23 protein-coding genes, 1 pseudogene and 1 riboswitch are annotated in these 20,970 nt (G+C 60.6%); of the genes and pseudogenes, 12 read left to right on the top strand and 12 right to left on the bottom strand.

Annotated elements, in window-relative coordinates; genetic code table 11:
* Positions 1-23 precede the first annotated feature (23 nt).
* Positions 24-788: an AraC family transcriptional regulator gene (locus J1G18_RS19885; RefSeq protein ID WP_223008311.1), complete on the top strand. Its 765-nt coding sequence runs from the start codon at positions 24-26 to the stop codon at positions 786-788.
* Positions 789-915: 127 nt separating this feature from the next.
* Here the strand turns inward: J1G18_RS19885 and J1G18_RS19880 are convergent, their stop codons facing one another.
* The gene (locus J1G18_RS19880) at positions 916-1,545 is read right to left on the bottom strand and encodes a LysE family translocator (RefSeq protein WP_027612203.1); all 630 of its coding nucleotides are present in this window, start codon (positions 1,543-1,545) and stop codon (positions 916-918) included.
* Positions 1,546-1,788: 243 nt separating this feature from the next.
* On the opposite strand from J1G18_RS19880, the gene J1G18_RS19875 reads away from it, so the two are divergent.
* From J1G18_RS19875 to J1G18_RS19865, 3 genes are all read left to right on the top strand, one after another.
* A complete protein-coding gene (locus J1G18_RS19875) occupies positions 1,789-2,754 on the top strand; it encodes a 2-hydroxyacid dehydrogenase (protein ID WP_134787311.1) in 966 nt (321 codons plus the stop codon).
* A gap of 33 nt (positions 2,755-2,787) precedes the next feature.
* Entirely contained in the window at positions 2,788-3,786 is a 999-nt protein-coding gene (locus J1G18_RS19870; RefSeq protein ID WP_223008310.1) for a class I SAM-dependent methyltransferase, read from the top strand.
* 40 nt (positions 3,787-3,826) lie between these two features.
* A riboswitch (yybP-ykoY riboswitch) is annotated at positions 3,827-3,949 on the top strand.
* Positions 3,950-4,038: 89 nt separating this feature from the next.
* A complete protein-coding gene (locus J1G18_RS19865) occupies positions 4,039-4,623 on the top strand; it encodes a TMEM165/GDT1 family protein (RefSeq protein WP_027612206.1) in 585 nt (194 codons plus the stop codon).
* 191 nt (positions 4,624-4,814) lie between these two features.
* Here J1G18_RS19865 and J1G18_RS19860 read toward each other — a convergent pair whose 3' ends face one another.
* The gene (locus tag J1G18_RS19860; RefSeq protein WP_223008309.1) at positions 4,815-5,633 is read right to left on the bottom strand and encodes a M48 family metallopeptidase; all 819 of its coding nucleotides are present in this window, start codon (positions 5,631-5,633) and stop codon (positions 4,815-4,817) included.
* 203 nt (positions 5,634-5,836) lie between these two features.
* Here J1G18_RS19860 and J1G18_RS28505 point away from each other — a divergent pair.
* Both J1G18_RS28505 and J1G18_RS28500 read left to right on the top strand, forming a co-directional pair.
* Positions 5,837-7,183 (top strand): annotated as a pseudogene (locus J1G18_RS28505) (HAMP domain-containing protein); the annotation flags it as partial.
* Positions 7,184-7,195: 12 nt separating this feature from the next.
* A complete protein-coding gene (locus tag J1G18_RS28500; RefSeq protein ID WP_410477717.1) occupies positions 7,196-8,038 on the top strand; it encodes a methyl-accepting chemotaxis protein in 843 nt (280 codons plus the stop codon).
* 105 nt (positions 8,039-8,143) lie between these two features.
* Here J1G18_RS28500 and J1G18_RS19850 read toward each other — a convergent pair whose 3' ends face one another.
* The 3 genes from J1G18_RS19850 to J1G18_RS19840 are packed head-to-tail and all read right to left on the bottom strand — an operon-like array spanning position 8,144 to position 9,256.
* Positions 8,144-8,767: an SOS response-associated peptidase gene (locus J1G18_RS19850; RefSeq protein ID WP_007967716.1), complete on the bottom strand. Its 624-nt coding sequence runs from the start codon at positions 8,765-8,767 to the stop codon at positions 8,144-8,146.
* 36 nt (positions 8,768-8,803) lie between these two features.
* Entirely contained in the window at positions 8,804-9,064 is a 261-nt protein-coding gene (locus J1G18_RS19845; RefSeq protein WP_003228093.1) for a putative signal transducing protein, read from the bottom strand.
* 9 nt (positions 9,065-9,073) lie between these two features.
* On the bottom strand, positions 9,074-9,256 hold the full coding sequence (locus tag J1G18_RS19840; RefSeq protein WP_096797159.1) for a CPXCG motif-containing cysteine-rich protein: 183 nt from the start codon (positions 9,254-9,256) through the stop codon (positions 9,074-9,076).
* Between the two features lie 139 nt (positions 9,257-9,395).
* Here J1G18_RS19840 and J1G18_RS19835 point away from each other — a divergent pair, with 139 nt between their 5' ends.
* The gene (locus J1G18_RS19835) at positions 9,396-10,562 is read left to right on the top strand and encodes a 1-acyl-sn-glycerol-3-phosphate acyltransferase (protein WP_098965560.1); all 1,167 of its coding nucleotides are present in this window, start codon (positions 9,396-9,398) and stop codon (positions 10,560-10,562) included.
* Positions 10,563-10,705: 143 nt separating this feature from the next.
* On the opposite strand, the gene J1G18_RS19830 is transcribed toward J1G18_RS19835, so the two are convergent.
* The gene (locus tag J1G18_RS19830; RefSeq protein ID WP_007967709.1) at positions 10,706-10,984 is read right to left on the bottom strand and encodes a hypothetical protein; all 279 of its coding nucleotides are present in this window, start codon (positions 10,982-10,984) and stop codon (positions 10,706-10,708) included.
* A gap of 194 nt (positions 10,985-11,178) precedes the next feature.
* Between J1G18_RS19830 and J1G18_RS19825 the strand changes: the two genes are divergently transcribed.
* Positions 11,179-11,385, top strand: coding sequence for a hypothetical protein (locus J1G18_RS19825; RefSeq protein ID WP_027612213.1), 207 nt, complete (start codon positions 11,179-11,181; stop codon positions 11,383-11,385).
* A 243-nt stretch (positions 11,386-11,628) separates the two neighbouring features.
* Here J1G18_RS19825 and J1G18_RS19820 read toward each other — a convergent pair whose 3' ends face one another.
* Positions 11,629-12,213 (bottom strand): YajG family lipoprotein, encoded by a 585-nt coding sequence (locus J1G18_RS19820; protein ID WP_003228101.1) that lies wholly within the window; start codon positions 12,211-12,213, stop codon positions 11,629-11,631.
* Between the two features lie 205 nt (positions 12,214-12,418).
* Between J1G18_RS19820 and J1G18_RS19815 the strand changes: the two genes are divergently transcribed.
* Together J1G18_RS19815 and mqo are read left to right on the top strand one after the other, a co-directional pair.
* The gene (locus tag J1G18_RS19815; RefSeq protein WP_003228102.1) at positions 12,419-12,652 is read left to right on the top strand and encodes a hypothetical protein; all 234 of its coding nucleotides are present in this window, start codon (positions 12,419-12,421) and stop codon (positions 12,650-12,652) included.
* Between the two features lie 709 nt (positions 12,653-13,361).
* Positions 13,362-14,870, top strand: a complete 1,509-nt coding sequence (gene mqo, locus J1G18_RS19810; protein ID WP_027612214.1) for a malate dehydrogenase (quinone) — start codon at positions 13,362-13,364, stop codon at positions 14,868-14,870.
* 235 nt (positions 14,871-15,105) lie between these two features.
* On the opposite strand, the gene J1G18_RS19805 is transcribed toward mqo, so the two are convergent.
* From J1G18_RS19805 to J1G18_RS19795, 3 genes are all read right to left on the bottom strand, one after another.
* Positions 15,106-15,393 (bottom strand): PA4642 family protein, encoded by a 288-nt coding sequence (locus J1G18_RS19805; protein WP_134787316.1) that lies wholly within the window; start codon positions 15,391-15,393, stop codon positions 15,106-15,108.
* Positions 15,394-15,456: 63 nt separating this feature from the next.
* Positions 15,457-15,942 carry a hypothetical protein gene (locus J1G18_RS19800; protein ID WP_027612216.1) on the bottom strand — a complete coding sequence of 162 codons (486 nt, stop codon included), beginning with the start codon at positions 15,940-15,942 and terminating at the stop codon, positions 15,457-15,459.
* A gap of 178 nt (positions 15,943-16,120) precedes the next feature.
* The gene (locus J1G18_RS19795) at positions 16,121-16,678 is read right to left on the bottom strand and encodes a hypoxanthine-guanine phosphoribosyltransferase (protein ID WP_016987197.1); all 558 of its coding nucleotides are present in this window, start codon (positions 16,676-16,678) and stop codon (positions 16,121-16,123) included.
* A 161-nt stretch (positions 16,679-16,839) separates the two neighbouring features.
* On the opposite strand from J1G18_RS19795, the gene upp reads away from it, so the two are divergent.
* The gene (gene upp, locus J1G18_RS19790) at positions 16,840-17,478 is read left to right on the top strand and encodes a uracil phosphoribosyltransferase (RefSeq protein ID WP_003228118.1); all 639 of its coding nucleotides are present in this window, start codon (positions 16,840-16,842) and stop codon (positions 17,476-17,478) included.
* Between the two features lie 2 nt (positions 17,479-17,480).
* The gene (locus tag J1G18_RS19785) at positions 17,481-18,755 is read left to right on the top strand and encodes a uracil-xanthine permease family protein (protein ID WP_003228120.1); all 1,275 of its coding nucleotides are present in this window, start codon (positions 17,481-17,483) and stop codon (positions 18,753-18,755) included.
* Between the two features lie 118 nt (positions 18,756-18,873).
* On the opposite strand, the gene hemH is transcribed toward J1G18_RS19785, so the two are convergent.
* Together hemH and J1G18_RS19775 are read right to left on the bottom strand one after the other, a co-directional pair.
* Positions 18,874-19,899 (bottom strand): ferrochelatase, encoded by a 1,026-nt coding sequence (gene hemH, locus J1G18_RS19780; RefSeq protein ID WP_223008307.1) that lies wholly within the window; start codon positions 19,897-19,899, stop codon positions 18,874-18,876.
* Positions 19,900-19,912: 13 nt separating this feature from the next.
* Positions 19,913-20,815 carry a TIGR01777 family oxidoreductase gene (locus tag J1G18_RS19775; RefSeq protein ID WP_139054176.1) on the bottom strand — a complete coding sequence of 301 codons (903 nt, stop codon included), beginning with the start codon at positions 20,813-20,815 and terminating at the stop codon, positions 19,913-19,915.
* Between the last annotated feature and the right edge of the window lie 155 nt (positions 20,816-20,970).

The raw sequence follows: 20,970 nt of genomic DNA, 5'->3' as shown, positions 1-20,970 counted from the left end.
CCAACCAGGTCATCGAATCCGACATGTTGATCAGCCACTTCGAACACGGTCCGGTGAGCGCCTATCCCCGGGATTATCTGGACGGCGCGCACCAGCCGCTGCATCTGCACCGCGAGGCGCAGTTGCTGTACGCCGTCCGAGGGATCATGCGGGTGGTCACCGACCTCGGTGCCTGGGTGATTCCGCCAAGCCGCGCAGTGTGGATTCCGCCGCAAGTCGCGCACGAGATATTCATGTCCGGCGATGTGCAGATGCGCTCGCTGTTCATTGCCCCCGAGCTGTCACCGGCCGGCCTGCAACAGTGCTGCGTGCTGGCGGTGACGCCGCTACTGCGCGAGTTGATCCTGCGCGCCGTTCAAGGCCCGCCGCACGCGGATAATCCGCTGATCCAGCAGTTGATGCTGGAAGAGCTCGCCAGCCTGGAAAACCTGCCGCTGCACATTCCAATGCCTACTGACCGACGCCTGCAGAACATCTGTCTGGCGTTGCTGCACACACCGGATCACCCCAACACCCTGGAAGACTGGGCGCAGCAGGTCGGCGCCAGCTCACGCACTCTGGCGCGGCTATTCCAGCGACAACTGAAGATGAGTTTCAACGCCTGGCGCCAGCAACTGCGCCTAATGGAAGCGCTACCGCGCCTGCTCGCCGGGCACAGCGTGCAGCGCGTGGCGCGGGATCTGGGTTACGGCAGCGCGCGGGCGTTCAGCGCGATGTTTCGCCGTTTGCTTGGGGACAATCCCCGGGAGTACCTGAATAATCTGAGCAAACTCAGCCAACTCGTGTAGGAATTCCCCATCTCCCTGTGGGAGCGAGCTTGCTCGCGAAAGCAATCTTCCAGTCACCTGTGATATCGACTGATCCGACGCCTTCGCGAGCAAGCTCGCTCCCACAGTTTTGATCGGGTTTCAGCTCTTAGTGCATCTCGGTAAACGCGATTTTCACGCCGAGAGCGATCAGCACCGCGCCCATGGTGCGGTCGAACCAATGGCCCATGCGGGCAAAACCGGCACGTACACGTTGCTGACTGAACAGCATCGCCACCAGGCAGAACCAGAAAGCGGTCGCAACGGCCAGGTAAACCCCGTAACCCGCCTGCACCGCCAGTGGCGTGTGCGGGTTGATCACCACGGTGAACAGCGACAGGAAGAACAGCGTGGCTTTCGGATTCAGACCATTGGTCACGAAGCCCGAGGTGAACGCGCCGCGCGCCGTGCGCACGCCGGCTTCCTTGTGCAGATCATCGGTAACGGTTTTCGCCGGCTGCGCGCGCAAGGCCTTGAAGCCGATATACAGCAGGTAAGCGGCCGCGGCCCATTTCAAGGCGTTGAACAGCACGATCGACTGCGACACGATCAGGCCGATGCCCAGCAGCGAATAACCCACATGCAGGAAAATCGCCGTGCCCACGCCCAGTGCGGTCCAGGTGCCGGCGCGACGCCCATGGGTCACGCTCTCGCGCACCACCACGGCAAAGTCCGGGCCGGGGCTGGCCACGGCCAGCAGATGGATCAGTGCAACGGTCAAGAACTCGGTCCAGTACATGGGGGCTCCTCTGGGGGTGATCATCAACTTGAACACATCGCCTGAATGCTTTTCCCCTGTGGGAGCGGGCTTGCTCGCGAATGGCGTTGTGTCAGGCAACCTTTATGGGTCTGACACGCCCTCTTCGCGAGCAAGCCCGCTCCCACAGGTTTTGTGAGCACCTCGGGCACTGCGTAACGTTTTGTTTCATCTGGTAGGCTCGGCAGATTACGCCTTCCGTTCCAAGCACAAAAGGTACAGTTGATGACGAACCCGCGCCGCGCCGTATTCCTCGATCACCCGTCACTGGATCTCGGCGATCTCGACCTCAGCCCGTTGCGCGCCTGCTTCAGCGACCTGCAACTGTTCGCCCAGACTGCGCCTGATCAAGTCGCCGAACGCCTGCACGGGGCCAGCGTGGCGATCACCAACAAGATCCGCATCGATGCCGCCACGATGGCCGCCAACCCGGATCTGCAACTGATCCTGATCACCGCCACCGGCACCAACAACGTCGATCTGGACGCGGCTCGCGCCCACGGCATCACCGTGTGCAACTGTCAGGGTTACGGCACGCCGTCGGTGGCGCAACACACGATCATGCTGCTGCTCAACCTCGCCACCCGCCTCGCGGATTATCAAAAAGCCGTCGGCGAAGGTCGCTGGCAGCAGGCCAGACAGTTCTGCCTGCTCGACTATCCGATCGTCGAACTGGAGGGCAAAACCCTCGGCCTGCTTGGTCATGGCGAACTCGGCGGTGCGGTCGCGCGACTGGCCGAAGCATTTGGCATGCGTGTATTGCTCGGACAGATTCCGGGCCGCCCGGCGCGGCCGGACCGTCTGCCGCTGAACGAATTGCTGCCGCAGATCGACGCCCTGACCCTGCACTGTCCGCTCAACGAACACACCCGGCACTTCATCGGCGCCCGCGAGCTGGCGGCGATGAAACCCGGCGCCTTTGTGGTCAACACCGCTCGCGGTGGTTTGATCGACGAGCAAGCCTTGGCCGCCGCGTTGCGCAACGGTCACCTTGGCGGCGCCGCCACCGACGTGCTCAGCGTCGAACCGCCGGTCAACGGCAATCCGCTGCTGGCCGCCGACATTCCACGGCTGATCGTCACTCCGCACAACGCCTGGGGCAGTCGCGAAGCGCGGCAACGCATCGTCGGCCAATTGACCGAAAACGCCCAGGCATTCTTCAGCGGTAAAGCGCTGCGGGTCGTCAGTTGATAAACTGCGGCACTTTTTTTCCAAGGAGCAGTTATGGATCCGCGCAGTGAAGTACTGCTTCGTCAGGCCGAGTTATTCCAGGGTTCGCTGTTGTTGGCCGGTTTGCCTGCCGACGATCTGCTCGGGCGCCTGCCCAATGCGTTCGGCTGGTGCTGGCATGCCGGCGATCAGGCCGCTCTCGATGCGCGCTTCGAAGGTCGCAGCCATTTCGGCGTAAACGTGCCGGAGCGCGAGTTCGACAGCGCCGTGGTGTTTTTGCCCAAGTCCAAGGATCTGACCGATTACATCCTCAATGCCGTGGCCGCACGTCTGCCCGGGCGCGAGGTGTTTCTGGTCGGGGAAAAACGCAGCGGTATCGAGGGTGCGTCCAAGCAACTCAACCCGTTCGGCAAGCCGCGCAAACTCGACAGCGCCCGTCACTGCCAACTGTGGCAGGTCACCGTGGCCAACGCGCCTGAAGCAAAATCGCTGGAAAGCCTGGCGCAGACTTATGAGCTGCCGCTGGCCGAAGGCCCGCTTAAAGTCATCAGCCTGCCGGGCGTGTTCAGCCATGGTCGACTGGACCGCGGCAGCGCCCTGCTGCTTGAGCATCTGGACAAACTGCCGAGCGGTCATCTGCTGGATTTCGGTTGTGGCGCCGGGGTTTTGGGCGCGGCGGTCAAACGGCGTTATCCGCACAATGAGGTGACTTTGCTCGACGTCGATGCCTTCGCCGCCGCCAGCAGTCGCCTGACGTTGGCGGCCAACGGTCTGGACGCCGAAGTGCTGACCGGCGACGGTATCGACGCTGCACCGATGGGTTTGAACGCGATTCTGAGCAACCCGCCGTTCCATGTCGGCGTGCACACCGATTATTTCGCTACCGAAAACTTGCTGCGAAAAGCGGCCAAACATCTGAAAAACGGCGGCGAACTGCGCCTGGTTGCGAACAGCTTCCTGAAGTATCAGCCGCTGATCGAAGAGCATCTGGGCGTGTGTGCGATCAAGGCCGAAGGCAATGGTTTCCGGATTTACCGGGCCAAGCGCGGCTGAAAATTTGTTCTTGCTCTATCGGTTTTGCGAAGGCAGAATCCGCTCCGTCCTAGGGGAGTAGTCTCCCACGAGCGCCAAGCTCGTCCGGCATACGTCAACATACTTGATCCTCAGATCATGGCGTATGCGACCCAAGCGTCCGCACCAGACGGATCGCAGGGTTTGACAAGACCTATGACACGCACACCTTACCCGGGGCGGGAAGGCTGTACGTGTCATAGCCGTGTCGACCCGCCCCTTAGGAAAATCCTGATGCTGGACTCGTTACTCGTTCCCACCGCAATCGTTGCCTTGGCCGAAATCGGCGACAAGACGCAACTGCTCGCGCTGATTCTCGCCGCTCGCTTTCGCAAACCCTGGCCGATCATTGCCGGTATCGTCGCTGCGACCCTGGCCAACCACGCGGCAGCCGGTGCGGTAGGCGCCTGGTTCGGCAGCTTCTTCTCAGACTCGGTCCTGCACTGGATTCTCGCCGCGAGCTTCACCGCCACTGCGCTGTGGACGCTGGTCCCGGACAAGATGGACGACGATGAAGCCAGCACCGCACGCAAGTTCGGCCCCTTCCTGACCACGCTGATCGCGTTTTTCCTCGCGGAAATCGGCGACAAGACGCAGATCGCCACCGTGATGCTGGCGGCGCAATACCCTGAGCTGTGGCTGGTGATTATCGGCACCACCTTGGGCATGTTGATTGCCAACGTGCCGGTGGTATTGGCGGGTAACTTTGCCGCGGAGAAATTGCCACTGACCTTGATCCGTCGCCTGGCGGCTTCGGCGTTCCTGATTCTGGCGATCGTGGCGGTGTACAAGGCGATGCAGAGCAGTGGCTGGATTTAACCCCTGAGCCGTGATCTGACAATTAACTGTGGCGAGGGGATTTATCCCCGATGGGGCGCGAAGCGCCCCCAAACCTGCCTCCTCAGAGTGTCAGACATAACGCATTTGCAGGTTTTGGGGCTGCTTCGCAGCCCATCGGGGATAAATCCCCTCACCACAATAAAGCCAGTTCCCTTCAAGCCCCGACGGACTCAGGATTTAGGGGCTTTCTCGTACAACGGCATCACCTTCGGAATCGCTGCCTGCAGCGAGGCGATCCGGCTGGACGAGGCCGGGTGGGTGCTCATGAACTCCGGCGGTGCGCCTTCCGAAGCCTTGCTCATCTTGTTCCACAAGGTGATCGCCGCATTCGGGTTGTACCCGGCGCGGGCGGCCAGTTCCAGGCCGATCAGGTCGGCTTCGTTTTCGTTGGCACGGCTGTTGGGCAAGGTCATGCCGTAATTGGCCACGGCGTCGGCCAGCGCCAGGCTGTCCTGACCCAGACCGAGCAACGCACCGGCACCCTGTTTGGCCATTTCAATGCCATAGGCTTTGGACATCGCCTCACGACCGTGCTCGCGCAGGGCGTGGGCGATTTCATGGCCCATGACCGCCGCGATTTCATCGTCGGTCAGCTTCAGGCTGTCGATCAGCCCGGTGTAGAAAATGATCTTGCCGCCAGGCCCGCAGTTTGCGTTGAGCTCGTCGCTCTTGATCAGATTGACTTCCCACTGCCACTGCGCCGCATCCGGGCGGAAGTTCGGTGCCTGGGCGATCAGCCGGTTGGCAATCGCCTGAACCCGCTTGGCCTCCGGGCTGGTCTTGTCCAGCACGCCTTTGCTCGACGCCTCGCCGACGGTCTTCTGATAGGACTGGGCATACATCTGGTCGACCTCTTGCGAGGACAGCATGCTGAACATGTACTGCTTGCGCTCCACACCGACGGCTCCGCCGCTGGTGGTGTTGACCGACTGACAACCGGCCAGCAACAGCGCTGCGCTCAGTGCACTTACAACCAATGTCTTGTTCATTCAAAAGCTCCCTGAAAACCTGCCGCGTATCGTAGGGGGTGAATTGTATCGGCGCCAGATACAACAGACGTGTTGCAGCGTCTTTCGGAAGTTTCCCACCGCTGTTGTCGTAAAAAATTCACAGCACCCGGCAAGTCTGCTGCCGCTGCGTCGCGCACCGATCCATTTGCGACATCCTCCGCCCTTTGTTCCGCTCAACGCTCATGGCGCCATGCCTGCTGCCGATACAACAGCGCAGACGTCCTCTTGCGTGCGGAGCTCCCATGAAGTTCAAGTCGATCCAGTTTTCCGTGGCCGCCCTGGCCGGCGCCATCGTCCTCAGCGTGGTCGCCGCGCTGGTGCTGTACGCGCTGTTTTCCGGTGCCCGCACTCAAGACATGGTGCAACAGCGCACCCAGGCGCAGTTCGAACAAGTCATCGAACAGCGCCTGACCTCGCTGGCGCAGACTCAGGTCAGCCAGATCCAGCGCGAACTCGAAGCGCCGTTGCTGATTGCCGGCGGACTGGTGCGGGTCAACGCGCTGCTCGGCACACCGGGCGCCGACGGTCAGCCGCGACTGACCATCAGCCGCGAGCAACTGATCAGCCTGATCAAGGAGAACGTCGAGCAGAACCCGAAGATTCTCGGCACCTACATCGGCTGGGAAAAAAACGCCCTGGATCACAATGACGCGGCCTACGTCGGCAGCGCCGTGACCGGTATCGATCCCGCCAACGGACGCTTCCTGCCGTGGTGGTTCCGCAATACCGACGGCAGTCTGGGCGTGGACAAACTGGCCGATGTCGACGATCAGAAAACCCTGTCCACCGGGGTGCGCGCCAGTGAGTACTACCTCTGCTCCAAGGAAACGAAAAAGCCCTGCGTGATCGATCCGGCGCCGTACAAGGTCGGTGACAAGGTCGTGATGCTCGCCTCCTTTATTGAACCGATCATGCTCAACGGCGCATTCCAGGGCATCGTCGGCGCCGACCTGTCGGTGAACTTCATCCAGGACATGCTCCTCGGCGCCAACCAGAAGTTGTACAGCGGCGCCGGGCAAATGGCTCTGATCGGCGGCAACGGCCGGATCGTGGCTTACACCAAGGATCCGAGCAAATTCGGTGAAAAGGTCAGCGACATTCTCGACGCCGAGCAGATCGCCAACATGGCCAATCTCAAACGCGGCGAAGTCACCTACTCGGTCAACAAGGACAAGGGCCGCATCGAGCTGTACCTGCCGTTCGGCATCGGCCAGACCGACGCGCGCTGGACCCTGATGCTGCAACTGCCGCTGAACGCAGTGATGGCGGATCTGCAAAAACTCCAGGCCGACCTTGATGCACAACGCAAGTCCGACACCTTCGGCATGGCCATGGTCGGCCTGATCATCGCCGCCATCGGTTTGTTGGTGATCTGGCTGGTGGGGCACGGCATCGCCCGGCCACTGAAGCAGATGGTCGCCATGCTCGATGACATCGCCAAAGGTGAAGGCGACCTGACCCGTCGCTTGAGCAGTGATCGCAGCGATGAACTCGGCTCGATTGCCAAAGGTTTCAACACCTTCCTCGCCAAGTTGCAGGCGATGATCACGCAGGTGGTGACGTCAGTGCAGAGCGTCAGCGATTCCTCCGAGCACACTGCCGACATCGCGATTCGCACCAACATCGGCATTCAGAAACAGATGGCCGAGATCGATCAGGTCGCCACGGCGGTGCAGGAGATGACCGCCACCGCGCAAGACGTGGCGCGCAACGCTACCCAAGCGGCTCAGGCAGCGAGCCATGCGGATCAGGCCGCCGGTCAGGGCATGCAGATCGTCCGTGATACGTCGAACTCGATTGGTGCGCTGGCGCTGGAAATCGGTAAAGCGGTGGACGTGGTGCAGACGCTGGCCAAGGACAGCGAGAACATCAACGCGATCCTCACCGCGATTCGCGGGATCGCCGAGCAGACCAACCTGCTGGCGCTGAACGCGGCGATCGAAGCGGCGCGGGCCGGCGAGCAGGGTCGCGGTTTTGCCGTGGTGGCGGACGAGGTGCGCAATCTGGCGCAGAAGACCCAGAAGGCCACCGAAGAAATCCAGAGCATGATCCAGCAACTGCAACAGGGCACCCGCGATGTGGTGCGGGTCATGGAAGACAGCCAGAACCGCACCGACGAAAGCGTGCAGCACGCGGCGAAAGCGGCCGAGGCGCTGGAGACGATTACTCAGGCGGTGTCGGTGATCAATGACATGAACACGCAGATTGCCAGTGCCGCTGAAGAGCAGAGCGCAGTGGCGGATGACATCAACCGTAACGTGATCAATATCGGTCAGGTGGCGAATGAAGTGGCGGGCGGTGCGGATGAGTCGAGTTCGGCCAGTGCCGGCCTGACTAAATTGGCGGAGCAGCAGCGGCGGTTGATCAATCAGTTCAAGGTCTGATCCAAAGGCCCCTTCGCGAGCAAGCCCGCTCCCACAGTAATTTTGCGGCGTTCACAAAACCTGTGGGAGCGGGCTTGCTCGCGAAGAGGGCGGCACAGCATCAAATCAACCCGGAGTCAGACACTCCGGCCCATTGAGCTTCGGATCATTCACCAGATTCGCCAGCACCCGCTCGCGCAATGCCGCCGGCTCACTGGCGAGCAAGCCCTGCAGCACATGCAACGGCGTCGCGGGATCGAGCCATGCCGCCTGCCCTGCCTCATCAAGAATCAACGGTCGGCGCTGACTGGCCGCCGGCTGCGTGATGACGGCGGTGCTCAGCCACACCTGCTCCTGCACCGGATACGCCTCCCAGATCGCCGCGAAAAACAGCGACGAGCCCTCCCCCGGCGTCAGCCAGTACGGGCGCTTGCGCAGATTGCCGCGCCATTCGTAGAAACCGTTGGCCGGCAACAGACAACGACGCAGGCGCAGCGCCTCGCGGAACATCGGTTGCTCGGCGACGGTTTCGGCCCGGGCATGCGCCGGGGTACGCGACAGATCGGTCAGCCACGGTGGCGTCAGCCCCCAACGGGCGCGGGCCAGGGTGCGTTGGCCGTCGGCCTCGGCACGCAGCATCAACACCGAATCATTGGGGGAAATGTTCCACTGCGCCTGCTGATCGGCGGGAAATCCGGGCAGGGCCGCGAAATCGCGGTTCCAGCGAAACAGGGCATAACGTCCACACATGGGGCAACACGACTCAGAAAAAAAACGAACGCCAGCCTAACAGACCAGCGTCCCGGGGAAGCTCTCCGGTTCATCGCCGGGCAGCGGCAGCGCGGCATTGTACGCGGTGATCAGTTCGCGGGCGTATTCGGCCTGATCGTTTTCGACCGACAGCCCCAGCAGGCCAAAAATCGGCAATTCCCCCGTGCCGCCGAGCAGATCGCGGCCCACCAGGTGCGCTTCGATGCCTTCACTGGCGAGCATGCCCTTGAGCATCTCGCCCTCCATCAGGTTTTCCGGCTCGTAGATTCGCTGCATGGGCGCCCCTCACTCGTTTTCGCTGAAGACTTCCAGAAACCAATCCTCGCCATGCACCTGCAAGACAAACGTAATCGGTCGGCAACACACCTGACAGTCCTCGATGTAGGTCTGATCGCCTGCGGACAGGTCCACCGTCGTCTCGACCTCTTCACCACAATACGGACATTCATACAGTGCGCTTTCCAGCATCGCGGTCTCCCAGGTGACTTGTGCGTATAATCGCCGGTCTATTTGCAGGGCTATTTTTGTCTGGCTACTTTTTCAGACCGTGCCCCGTTGGTTTTCGATCAAAACCTTTACTTACCCTAGCCGTTTCCAACAAGAGAGCATGATGGGCGAATTCGATGCCATCCGACCTTACGACGACAGCGAAGTACCTGCGGTACTGGCAAGACTGCTCGGCGACAAGGCGTTTCTAGATATCCTCACCCACTTCCGCTTCCCGCGTTTTGCCGGTGCCTTCGGCTGGATGCTCAAACCACTTATAGCCCATCGGTTGCGTCGTGAGTTTGCCGACGTGACCTCCGTGGCCACTTTGCAGGACAAAGTCGAGTTCTACGTCGACCACACCATCGAGCGCGCCACTGATGGCGTGACCTACACCGGTGTCGAGCAATTCAAGTCCGGCAGCGCCTACCTGTTCATCGCCAACCACCGCGACATCGTGATGGACCCGGCCTTCGTCAACTACGCGGTGTACCACGCCGGCCTGCCGACCCCGCGCATCGCGATCGGCGACAACCTGCTGCAGAAGCCCTTCGTCAGCGACCTGATGCGCCTGAACAAGAGCTTTATCGTGCACCGCTCGATCACCGGACGTCGCGAGAAGATGGCGGCGTATCAATTGCTGTCGGCGTACATCAACCACTCGATCCGCAACGATTGCGCCTCGATCTGGATCGCGCAGGCTGAAGGCCGGGCAAAGGACGGCGACGACCGTACCGAGTCGGCGATCCTCAAGATGTTCCACATGAGCCGCAAGGACGAGCCGTTCGGTGAAGTGATTCAGTCGCTGAACCTGACCCCGGTGTCGATCAGCTACGAATACGACCCGTGCGATCAGGCCAAGGCCCGCGAGTTGTACATCCGCGCCACCACCGGCACCTACGCCAAGGCGCCGGGCGAGGATGACGTGAGCATTGCCAAGGGCATCACCGGTTATAAGGGCCGGGTGCACGTGAACTTCGCCGCGCCGATCACCGAGCTGTTCGAAGACACCAAGCAATTGGCGGTCGAGATGGACAAGCAGATTCTCGGCGGATATCGCCTGTTCCCGGTGCATTACCTGGCGTATGCGATGTGGGCCGATGCCGATCCGCAATTGAACGTGCCGAAGGCTGCCGAGCTGTTCCCGGCTGATGAACTGGCCAAGGCGCAGGAAGAATGGCAGCGCCGCCTGGACGCCTGCCCTGAGGAGCACCGTCCTTATCTGGTGCTGCAATATGCGACGCCGGTGCGCAATCAGTACCGGGTGAAGGCTGGGTTGCCGTTGTAAACAGGCATAGCGGAGCCCCTGTGGCGAGGGGATTTATCCCCGATGGGTCGCGAAGCGGCCCCAGGATTCTGCCTGAATAATCATGGGCCTGCTGCGCAGGCCATCGGGGATAAATCCCCTCGCCACAAGGTTTTGCATTCGCTTCAGAAGCGCGTGCTGATCCAGGAGACGATCAGGGCCAGGCCGAGGCAGGCAAAACCGAAGCGGTAGAAAAAGCGGTTCATGCGCAACGTCGCCCAATCCAGAATCGGCTCGGCATTCGGTTGAGCCTGGCGTTGCGCGGCGATGCTGGCCATGGCGCGTTGTTCACGACGGCGGGTCGCGTGCAGCAGCCAACTGCCGGGGAAGGCCAGTGCCAACGCCAGCAGGTTGATCAATTTGGCGGGATGGGCGGTAAACAGCGTCATCAAGTGCAGCGACATCACAGACCTCGGAACTGAATCGGTGTGGCAGGCGCCCGATCGACGACCGCGGCGCGGATTCTACCGAAACACGCCTCCACTACCCTACCCTTTGCGACAAATAACCTGACAATCGACCGATGGCTGTCCTGTGTCACGGCATCGTCATTTACATCGGCCACCATGCGCGCCTCGAAACACACATGGAACGCGACATGCTGCACGCCGAAAACCAGGATCGCCTGTACCTCATCACCCCGACCGACGAACAACAAAGCCTCGTCGGCAGCCTCGCCTTCAATGTTCAGGATCGCCACTGGCTGGTGTATTGCGCCCTCGGCGGGCATCAGCATGCGGATTTGCCGGAGACGGATTTGCTGACGGGTGTCAGCGTGCTTGATTTTTATTCCCAAGCTGCCTGAAAAGTAAAAGCTCCCTCACCCTAACCCTCTCCCGGAGGGAGAGGGGACTGACCGAGTTGTTTATTCGAGGTGCATCGACCTGAAAACTCGAGGTGAACGCCGGTTCTGAAAAGCCCCCGATCGGCTCCCTTCCCCCTCGCTCCCCTGGGGGAGAGGGCTGGGGTGAGGGGGTACGATTCCATGCCCCACAAAAAAGCCCGGAGCCATCACTGGCGCCGGGCTTTTTCACATCAGCCGAACAGCTTACTCGGCGAGGATCTGACCCACGGTCGGGTCCTTGAACAGACGGGTCAAGGCATCGCTCAACACGTCGCTGACCAGCTTGGTGTTGGTTTCCTGGTTAGGCGCCATGCCGAAACGCTGGTCCAGCGAAGCGCCGTAGCGGCCGCTGTAGCGACGGTTGCCGCTCTGCACGTCGGAGCGGAAGGTCGCGCCGATGGTGGCTTCGGTCACGTACATGCCTTCTTTCGGCGACTGGTACTTCAGCTCGGTCAGGGTCACGGTCAGTTGCGGCGCGTTCATCCCGTTGCTGGTCGGGGTGAAGCCGAGCAGACGCACGGCGGCTTCAGCCTGCGCCTGCAACTTGGGCAGGATCTGCTCACGCTGCACGGTGATCGCGCTGGTTTCCGGGTACAGGCCGCCGCGGGTGCCGAGGGTTGGCGACGGACGACCGTCAACCACACGCACCACCACTTGCTGGCCATGGCCGACCGGGGCCAACTGCGTGGTCAGCTTCGGTTCCGGGCTCAGTTGTTGCGGGCTGTGGGCGCAGCCAACCAGGGTCAAACTGGTCACAGTGATCAAACCGAACAACAGGCGTTGCAACATGCTCTTTTCTCCAGAATCAGGCACAAACAGGCCGGCAGTATAGCGGTGGGCCACTGCGGGTCACCAGCACCCGACAGTGAATACTCAAATGTCTGACCCAGCCGTGGGAATGCGGTTCCTGTCACAGATTATTCACCGCCCATACACGTTGGCGTCACGGCCGCCCGGCAAGCTTCAAACCAGTCCTCCAACAAGGTACTCGGCCATGCGCTATCTGATCTCGTTGTTCGCCCCACGCCCACTGCACCGCAGCTTTGCCCTGCTCGATCGCAACGGTCATTGCCAGGCATTCAAACAGTGCAGCCTGCAACCGATGGGCGATGGTTGGGTGGAAATCGAAGAAATCCGCCTCAACTGGTTGCACCAGCCACTGCCCGCCAGCGCCCGCGTCATACCGTCGCAGCCCCGCGCACGCGTGCAAGCGATGTTGAGCATCTGACCGGATGCCTAATAAAAGTCATTAAACACGAGCAACTGCCCGCATTTCTTCGATACAATCTCCCCCCGATTATAAGGACGTCTCCTGATCGGGCCCCGCAACACCGTCAATGCGCATGCATCGACACCCAAATCGCCCACAGAGAGCCGCCCACACAGATCGAGTGAAGTTGGCGCGCTTGCCTGTTCTTCCGGCAAAAACCCCGCTTTTCGCGAATCTGCAGAGCTGTCATGACGCTCGGCCACCGCGTTGTTTTGCCCTTGCGGGCGGGGTGCCAGGCCTGGACAGCCCTTTTTTGAGGTTCACGTCTTCAAAAGAGCGTGAAAAAAACGGGTTTTCACAACTTCACAAGAGTGTGGCGAGCAAATGAAAAGTTTTGCGTCTGAACATGCACCATTAGCGTCTGAAACAGCCCAACGACACAGGACCGGGTATACCTCGAACATCGGAGCCTGAAGCCTGTCCGCTACGGATTTGGTTGCACAAAAACGGATGTCTCGACCATAAGTCGAATTGCCAGCCGCGTGCTGAAATGAGTTCATGGAGCTCTTGAAGCCAGGCCGCATGCATCCGTCGAAGTTGCGAAAAATTGCGAAGATTCGGACATGACGAACCTGACCATGGGTACCCGGGGCGCAACTGACCTGCCCCGTCACTCCCTGGCAGCCATGCCGACAATTTGGTGCTGCAGATTTTGGAGACGCGTTAAATGGCGCATAACGAAGCAGTCGACGTAGTTCTGGTTGGGGCGGGCATCATGAGTGCCACCCTGGCAGTACTGCTCAAAGAGCTCGACCCGGCGATCAAGCTGGAAGTCGTCGAGTTGATGGATTCCGGTGCTGCGGAGAGTTCCAACCCGTGGAACAACGCCGGTACCGGCCACGCCGGCCTGTGCGAGCTGAACTACACGCCGCAGGCAGCCGACGGCAGCGTCGATATCAAGAAAGCCGTGCACATCAACACCCAGTTCGAAGTGTCCAAACAGTTCTGGTCGTACCTGACCAAGAAAGGCACCTTCGGCTCGTGCAAATCCTTCATCAGCCCGGTGCCGCACCTGAGCTTCGTTCAGGGTGACAAAGGCGTGTCGTTCCTCAAGGAACGCTTCAACGTGCTGCACAAGCACCACGCCTTCTCCGACATGGAATACACCGAAGACAAGGCCAAGATGGCCGAGTGGATGCCGCTGATGATGCCGGGCCGCTCGCCGGATGAAGTCCTGGCCGCCACCCGCGTGATGAATGGCACCGACGTCAACTTCGGCGCTCTGACCAATCAGTTGCTCAAGCACCTGACCAGCGCACCGGACACCCAGGTCAAATACTGCAAGCGCGTCACCGGCCTCAAGCGTAACGGCGCCGGCTGGACCGTCAGCATCAAGGACGTCAACAGCGGCGCCAGCCGTGAAGTCGACGCCAAGTTCGTCTTCCTCGGCGCTGGCGGCGCGGCTCTGCCATTGCTGCAGGCTTCGGGCATCGAAGAAAGCAAAGGCTTCGGCGGCTTCCCGATCAGCGGCCAGTGGCTGCGTTGCGACAACCCGGAAGTGGTCAAGCACCACCAGGCCAAGGTCTACAGCCAGGCGGCAGTCGGTTCGCCACCGATGTCGGTGCCGCACCTGGACACCCGTGTGGTCGATGGCAAGAAATCCCTGCTGTTCGGGCCATACGCCGGTTTCACCACCAAGTTCCTCAAGCACGGTTCCTTCATGGACCTGCCGCTGTCGGTTCGCGCCGGCAACATCGGCCCGATGCTGGCAGTGGCGAAGAACAACATGGACCTGACCAAATATCTGGTCAGCGAAGTGATGCAATCGATGGAGCAGCGTCTGGAATCCCTGCGCCGCTTCTACCCTGAGGCGAAAGCCGAGGACTGGCGCCTGGAAGTGGCCGGCCAACGGGTACAGATCATCAAGAAAGACCCGAAAAAGGGCGGCATCCTGCAATTCGGTACCGAACTGGTTGCGGCGAAAGACGGCTCCCTCGCCGCCCTGCTCGGCGCTTCGCCAGGTGCTTCGGTAACCGTTTCGATCATGCTCGAGCTGATCGAGAAATGCTTCCCGGCCAAGGCCAAGGGTGAGTGGGCGGCCAAACTGGCGGAAATCTTCCCGGCCCGCGAGAAGGTTCTGGAAACCGATGCTGCGCTGTATCGCAAGATCAACACGCAGAACAACATCGCTTTGGAACTGGTTGAAGAAAGCAGCGAGACCCCAAGCTTCGCTTGATCTTGCGGCATAAAAAACGCCCCGTACTCAGTGAGTGCGGGGCGTTTTTTTTGCTGGGATAAAAACCAATACTGCTGGCTCACCAACACTTGTGGTGAGGGGATTTATCCCCGATCGGCTGCGCAGCAGTCGCAAAACCATTGATGCGATTTACCTGACACCCTTGCACTCAGGCTTCGGGGCCGCTACGCAGCCCATCGGGGATAAATCCCCTCGCCACAGATATCGGGTGATCTCAACCGCGAGCCTTGTCGATCAGCTCGATGTACTCGGCCGCGTTACGCTGATCCTTGATCAGCTCAACGAAGGTCTGACCGTGCTCGTCCTTGCCATCCACGTCATAACCGGCAGCCACGAAGAACGTCAGGAAGCGCTCGAAATCGTCGATGCGCAAGCCACGATAGGCCTTGATCAGTTTGTGCAGCGACGGCGAAGTGGCGTCGACCGGTTCAAAATCGAGGAACAGCTTGATCTGCTCATCGCCGATCTCGTCACCAATCACCTGTTTCTTATCTTTACGCATTGCCGACTCCAGCTCGCAGACATTACACGGGGCGGGCAGTTTACCCCTGCCCTGCCACCCGGCTCAACGCGCACGAACCGCTCCGGTGTGCAGATCGGCCCAGATGTGGCCGTTGGCGTAACTGAGGAACTGTACATACACCGTGTCGTTGCGCAGCAGATCGATCACCACCCGGTACTGGGCCAGCGGGTAAAACAGGGTCAGGGTTTTGCTCTTGTCGTCATAAGCCGGTTTTTTCAGGCTTTTGCTTTCGCCATCGAAATTGACCAGCACCTGGGCGATGGTTGCGCCCTTGTTCAGCGACTTGCCCTTGAGGCGGATCATCAGCGGCGACGTGACCGGAATCGGCTGCTGATTGGACTGGCGTTGTGCGCCGACCACCACCGAATAATCGGTGACCTGCAGCAATTGTTGCTGCTCGGGTTCGGCATCGCGCAGGGTCAGGTCGTCCGGCGGCAGGAATTGACTGTGCATCGGTGCCGGGGCGGCGGCCAGAGGCAGGCTGAGGGTCAGCAACAGGGCGGCAAGACTGCGGATCAGAAGGCTCATGACAGGCTCCGGGGGCGGGGCGGAGCACTCTAGCATGGGTGTAGCAGATGGATCAGCACACACAAAACAACTGTAGGAGTGAGCCTGCTCGCGATAGCGTCGTATCAGTCAACATCAACATTGCTGACAGATCGCTATCGCGAGCAGGCTCACTCCTACAGGGGATAGTGCAGGGTTCTTACATGCCTTTAACGGCAAAGATCCCGTTGGCGTTGCGCCAGTAACCTTTGTAGTCCATGCCGTAACCGAAGATGTAGCGGTCAATGCACGGCAGGCCGACGAAGTCTGCCTTCAGATCAGGACGCGCCTTGCGGTCGTGATCCTTGTCGATCAGCACGGCGGTGTGCACTTTGCGCGCGCCGGCGTGTTTGCAGAAGTCGATGATCGCGCCCAGGGTGTGACCTTCGTCGAGGATGTCGTCGATGATCAGCACGTCGCGGTCGATGAACGAGACTTCCGGCTTGGCTTTCCAGAACAGGTCGCCGCCGCTGGTTTCGTTGCGATAACGGGTCGCGTGCAGGTAGGACGCTTCCAGCGGGAATTGCAGGTGAGTCAGCAGTTTTCCGGAGAAGATCAGGCCGCCGTTCATCACGCAGAACACCACCGGGTTGCTGTCGGCCAGTTGTTCGTTGATTTGTGCACCGACGCGGGCGATGGCGGCCTCGACTTCAGATTCGGTGTACAGGCAGTCAGCCTCTCGCATGATTTGACGGATATGCTCGAGATCAGCGGACATGGCGCTCTCCAGGGGGATGTTTTCGGAAAAGCGGGCAAAGGTACGCATCCCGTGAGGTCGAATCAAGCCTTAATGGACTAACGTACTCAATGTCCTATAGGACATCACCCTCGGATAGATTAATCTAGGCCGGTTTTTTTGCCCGCCGCCGGAGTTTTTCCATGCCCATCCTCGAGATCCGCCACCCGCTGATCCGCCATAAACTCGGCCTGATGCGCCGCGCCGATATCAGCACCAAGAATTTCCGTGAGCTTGCTCAGGAAGTCGGCGCCCTGTTGACCTATGAAGCTACAAAAGATCTGCCGCTCGAATCCTACGATATCGCAGGTTGGTGCGGCACTGTGTCGGTGGAGAAAATCGCCGGCAAGAAGATCACCGTCGTGCCGATCCTGCGCGCCGGCATCGGCATGCTCGAAGGCGTGCTGAGCCTGATCCCGGGTGCCAAGGTTTCCGCTGTGGGCGTTGCCCGCAATGAAGAAACCCTGCAAGCGCACACTTATCTGGAAAAACTGGTTCCGGAAATCGACGAACGGCTGGCGATGATCATCGACCCGATGCTCGCCACCGGCAGCTCCATGGTCGCGACCATCGATCTGCTGAAAAAAGCCGGTTGCAAGGACATCCGCGCAATGGTGCTGGTGGCCGCGCCGGAAGGCATTGCCGCTGTGGAACAGGCTCACCCGGACGTGACCATCTACACCGCTTCCATCGATGAGCGTCTGAACGAACACGGTTACATCATCCCAGGGCTTGGCGATGCCGGTGACAAGATCTTCGGTACCAAGCAGAAGGACGCGTGAGCATGCAGCAAGAGTTCAACGATCCGCTCTGGCGCACGGTGCTGTCCGGCGCCCAGATGCTGTTCGTAGCGTTCGGCGCCCTGGTGCTGATGCCGCTGATCACCGGCCTTGACCCGAACGTGGCACTGTTCACCGCGGGTCTGGGGACGATTCTGTTCCAGATCGTCACCGGGCGTCAGGTGCCGGTGTTCCTCGCGTCGAGCTTTGCCTTCATCACCCCGATCATTCTCGCCAAGGGCCAGTTCGGCCTCGCCGCGACCATGGGCGGCGTGATGGCAGCCGGTTTCGTCTACACCTTCCTCGGCCTCGCCGTGAAAATCAAAGGCACCGGTTTCATTGACCGTCTGCTGCCGCCAGTGGTGATTGGCCCGGTGATCATCTCCATCGGTCTGGCCATGGCGCCGATTGCCGCGAACATGGCGATGGGCAAGGCGGGTGACGGTTCCGAGCTGATCCACTACCAGACCGCGATGATGATCTCGATGCCGGCCCTGCTGACCACGTTGATCGTGGCGGTGTTCGGTAAAGGCATCTTCCGTCTAGTGCCGATCATTTCCGGCGTGCTGGTCGGTTTTGCCATGTCGTTCTATTTCGGCGTGGTCGATACCGCGAAGATTGCGGCGGCGCCATGGTTCGCCCTGCCGCACTTCACCGCTCCGGAGTTCAACTGGCAGGCGATCCTGTTCATCGTTCCGGTGGCGCTGGCTCCGGCCATCGAGCACATCGGCGGAGTGATCGCGGTGGGTAGCGTGACTGGTCGTGACTATCTGAAGAAACCGGGCCTGCATCGCACCCTGCTCGGCGACGGCATCGCCACCACGGCGGCCGGTCTGTTTGGCGGCCCGCCGAACACCACCTACGCCGAAGTGACCGGCGCGGTGATGTTGACCAAGAACTACAACCCGAAAATCATGACCTGGGCGGCGATCTTCGCCATCACCCTGGCGTTCATCGGCAAGTTCGGCGCGCTGCTGCAAAGCATTCCGGTGCCGGTGATGGGCGGGATTCTGTGCCTGCTGTTCGGCTCGATCGCGGCGGTGGGGATGAACACCCTGATCCGTCACAAGATCGACCTCGGTGAGGCGCGCAATCTGGTGATCGTGTCGGTGACCCTGGTGTTCGGTATCGGCGGTGTGCTGGTCGGCACCGGCACTGGCCCGGACGACTTCGGCCTCAAAGGCATCGCGCTGTGCGCGGTGGTGGCGATTGCGCTGAACCTGATTCTGCCGGGCAATGATGGCTGGAAGAACAAGAAGGCCGATGAGCCGCTGATTTAAGGGTCTAGATCCTTGTTGTCTGACAGATAGCTTTCGCGAGCAAGCCCGCTCCCACATTTGATCTTCAGCGCACCGTAGATCAAATGTGGGAGCGGGCTTGCTCGCGAAGCTTTTGGCTTTAAAGCGCCAGCGGCGCTCGTTCACACAGGGTTGCCAACGCCTTCGCCCATTGCGGGTCATCATTCAGGCACGGCACCAGCACCAACTCCTCGCCCCCCGCTTCGCGGAACTGTTCCTTGCCGCGATCACCGATCTCTTCCAGCGTCTCGATGCAATCGGCGACAAACGCCGGGCACATCACCAGAATCTTCTTCACCCCGCTTTGCGCCAGCTCGTCCAGCCGCGCTTCAGTGTAGGGTTCGATCCACTTCGCCCGCCCCAGACGCGACTGAAACGACACCGACCATTTGCCATCGGCAATGCCCGCGCGCTTGGCGAACTCTGCGGCGGTGCGCATGCACTGGGCGCGGTAACAGGTGGCCAGCACGGCCGGCGAAGCGTTCTTGCAGCAATCCGCGTTTTTCAAGCAGTGATTGCCAGTCGGATCGAGCTTGGTCAGGTGCCGCTCCGGCAAGCCATGGAAGCTCAACAGCAAGTGATCGTAGTCCTGCTGCAAATGCGGGGTAGCGCTGGCGACCAGCGCGTCGATGTACTCAGGCTGATCGTAAAACGGTTGCAGCACCGAGAGTTTTACATCGAGCTTCTTCTCGCGAATCACCCGCTTGGCTTCTTCGATCACCGTGGTCGTGGTGCTGTCAGCGAACTGTGGATAAAGCGGTGCCAGCGTGATGCGCTTGTGCCCCGCCGCCACCAGTTGCAGCAACCTGGTTTCAATCGACGGCTCGCCGTAACGCATGGCCAGCTCTACCGGACCGTGGCTCCACTGGGTGGTCATCTGCTGTTGCAGACGACGGCTGAGCACCACCAGCGGCGAGCCCTCCTCCCACCAGATCGAAGCGTAGGCATGGGCCGATTGCTCAGGGCGCTTGATCAGGATCAGCGACACCAACAGCCGCCGCACCGGCCACGGCAGGTCGATCACATACGGGTCCATCAGAAATTGATTGAGGTAGCTGCGTACATCGGCCACCGAGGTGGAGGCCGGGGAACCCAGGTTGACCAGAAGCAAGGCGTGATCGGTCATGCATCGTCCTATTTCAAAGGCGGCCGGAGAGATCATCCAAAGCCGCGCGCAAATCCGTGAACTGGAAAGTGAAACCCGCTTCCAGCAAGCGTGCCGGCACGGCCCGTTGGCCACCCAGCAACAGCAATGACATTTCGCCAAGCCCGACCTTCAGCGCCAGGGCCGGCATCGGCATGAACGCAGGGCGGTGCAGTACGCTGCCCAGCGTCTTGGCAAACTCGCGATTGCGCACCGGTTTCGGTGCGCACGCATTATAAGGACCGCTCGCCTGATCGCGGTGCAGAAGAAAATCAATCAGGGCGATTTGATCATCGATGTGAATCCACGGCATCCACTGCCGACCATTGCCCAGCGGCCCACCCAACCCGAGTTTGAACGGCAACAACAGCCGCGACAAAAAGCCGCCCTCGGCCGACAGCACCAGCCCGGTGCGCACCAGCACCACGCGGATGCCCTGACCTTCGGCACGCTGGGCGGTTTCCTCCCAGGCAATGCACAACTGACTGGCAAAATCGTCGATCACTGGCGGCGACTCTTCGGTCAGCTCGCGTTCACCGCCGTCGCCGTACCAGCCGACAGCCGAACCGGAGATCAACAACGGCGGTTTCTGCTGCCGTGTTTCCAGCCAGGCCAGCAGGGTTTCGGTGAGGGTGATGCGGCTGCTCCACAACAACGCCTTGCGCCGGTGGGTCCATGGCCGATCCGCGATCGGTGCACCGGCCAGGTTGACCACCGCGTCCAGCGGCTCGTTGCCGAAGTCTTCGAGACGCGCAATTGCACGCACCTGCGCGCCACAGATTCTCGCGACCTTTTCCGGGCGTCGACTCCACACCGTCAATTGATGGCCCTGCCCCGACCAGTGTCGGCAGAGCTGACGGCCTATCAAACCAGTACCGCCGGTCAGCAATATGCGCATGACTTCTTCCTCGCGTGGCGTTTTACCCGGATCACTAGTCTATTTTTATAAGCAGGGATCTTTTCTATCGGGCAGGCTCTATTGTTTAACCATAGGCCAAGCTGTCAGAACGAGAACGCTAGAAGTTATACCAAAAAACAAAATTGTACAGGTTT

The organism is Pseudomonas sp. MIS38, assembly GCF_019891575.1.
Classification (GTDB): domain Bacteria; phylum Pseudomonadota; class Gammaproteobacteria; order Pseudomonadales; family Pseudomonadaceae; genus Aquipseudomonas; species Aquipseudomonas putida_A.
This window is presented reverse-complemented; position numbering and strand designations above follow the sequence as displayed.

Coding starts and splice junctions, on each gene's coding strand:
- J1G18_RS19885 (WP_223008311.1), top strand. CDS start 24: ATGTTGATCAGCCACTTCGAACACGGTCCGGTGAGCGCCTATCCCCGG.
- J1G18_RS19880 (WP_027612203.1), bottom strand. CDS start 1,545: ATGTACTGGACCGAGTTCTTGACCGTTGCACTGATCCATCTGCTGGCC.
- J1G18_RS19875 (WP_134787311.1), top strand. CDS start 1,789: ATGACGAACCCGCGCCGCGCCGTATTCCTCGATCACCCGTCACTGGAT.
- J1G18_RS19870 (WP_223008310.1), top strand. CDS start 2,788: ATGGATCCGCGCAGTGAAGTACTGCTTCGTCAGGCCGAGTTATTCCAG.
- J1G18_RS19865 (WP_027612206.1), top strand. CDS start 4,039: ATGCTGGACTCGTTACTCGTTCCCACCGCAATCGTTGCCTTGGCCGAA.
- J1G18_RS19860 (WP_223008309.1), bottom strand. CDS start 5,633: ATGAACAAGACATTGGTTGTAAGTGCACTGAGCGCAGCGCTGTTGCTG.
- J1G18_RS28500 (WP_410477717.1), top strand. CDS start 7,196: ATGATCACGCAGGTGGTGACGTCAGTGCAGAGCGTCAGCGATTCCTCC.
- J1G18_RS19850 (WP_007967716.1), bottom strand. CDS start 8,767: ATGTGTGGACGTTATGCCCTGTTTCGCTGGAACCGCGATTTCGCGGCC.
- J1G18_RS19845 (WP_003228093.1), bottom strand. CDS start 9,064: ATGCAGCGAATCTACGAGCCGGAAAACCTGATGGAGGGCGAGATGCTC.
- J1G18_RS19840 (WP_096797159.1), bottom strand. CDS start 9,256: ATGCTGGAAAGCGCACTGTATGAATGTCCGTATTGTGGTGAAGAGGTC.
- J1G18_RS19835 (WP_098965560.1), top strand. CDS start 9,396: ATGATGGGCGAATTCGATGCCATCCGACCTTACGACGACAGCGAAGTA.
- J1G18_RS19830 (WP_007967709.1), bottom strand. CDS start 10,984: ATGTCGCTGCACTTGATGACGCTGTTTACCGCCCATCCCGCCAAATTG.
- J1G18_RS19825 (WP_027612213.1), top strand. CDS start 11,179: ATGCTGCACGCCGAAAACCAGGATCGCCTGTACCTCATCACCCCGACC.
- J1G18_RS19820 (WP_003228101.1), bottom strand. CDS start 12,213: ATGTTGCAACGCCTGTTGTTCGGTTTGATCACTGTGACCAGTTTGACC.
- J1G18_RS19815 (WP_003228102.1), top strand. CDS start 12,419: ATGCGCTATCTGATCTCGTTGTTCGCCCCACGCCCACTGCACCGCAGC.
- mqo (WP_027612214.1), top strand. CDS start 13,362: ATGGCGCATAACGAAGCAGTCGACGTAGTTCTGGTTGGGGCGGGCATC.
- J1G18_RS19805 (WP_134787316.1), bottom strand. CDS start 15,393: ATGCGTAAAGATAAGAAACAGGTGATTGGTGACGAGATCGGCGATGAG.
- J1G18_RS19800 (WP_027612216.1), bottom strand. CDS start 15,942: ATGAGCCTTCTGATCCGCAGTCTTGCCGCCCTGTTGCTGACCCTCAGC.
- J1G18_RS19795 (WP_016987197.1), bottom strand. CDS start 16,678: ATGTCCGCTGATCTCGAGCATATCCGTCAAATCATGCGAGAGGCTGAC.
- upp (WP_003228118.1), top strand. CDS start 16,840: ATGCCCATCCTCGAGATCCGCCACCCGCTGATCCGCCATAAACTCGGC.
- J1G18_RS19785 (WP_003228120.1), top strand. CDS start 17,481: ATGCAGCAAGAGTTCAACGATCCGCTCTGGCGCACGGTGCTGTCCGGC.
- hemH (WP_223008307.1), bottom strand. CDS start 19,899: ATGACCGATCACGCCTTGCTTCTGGTCAACCTGGGTTCCCCGGCCTCC.
- J1G18_RS19775 (WP_139054176.1), bottom strand. CDS start 20,815: ATGCGCATATTGCTGACCGGCGGTACTGGTTTGATAGGCCGTCAGCTC.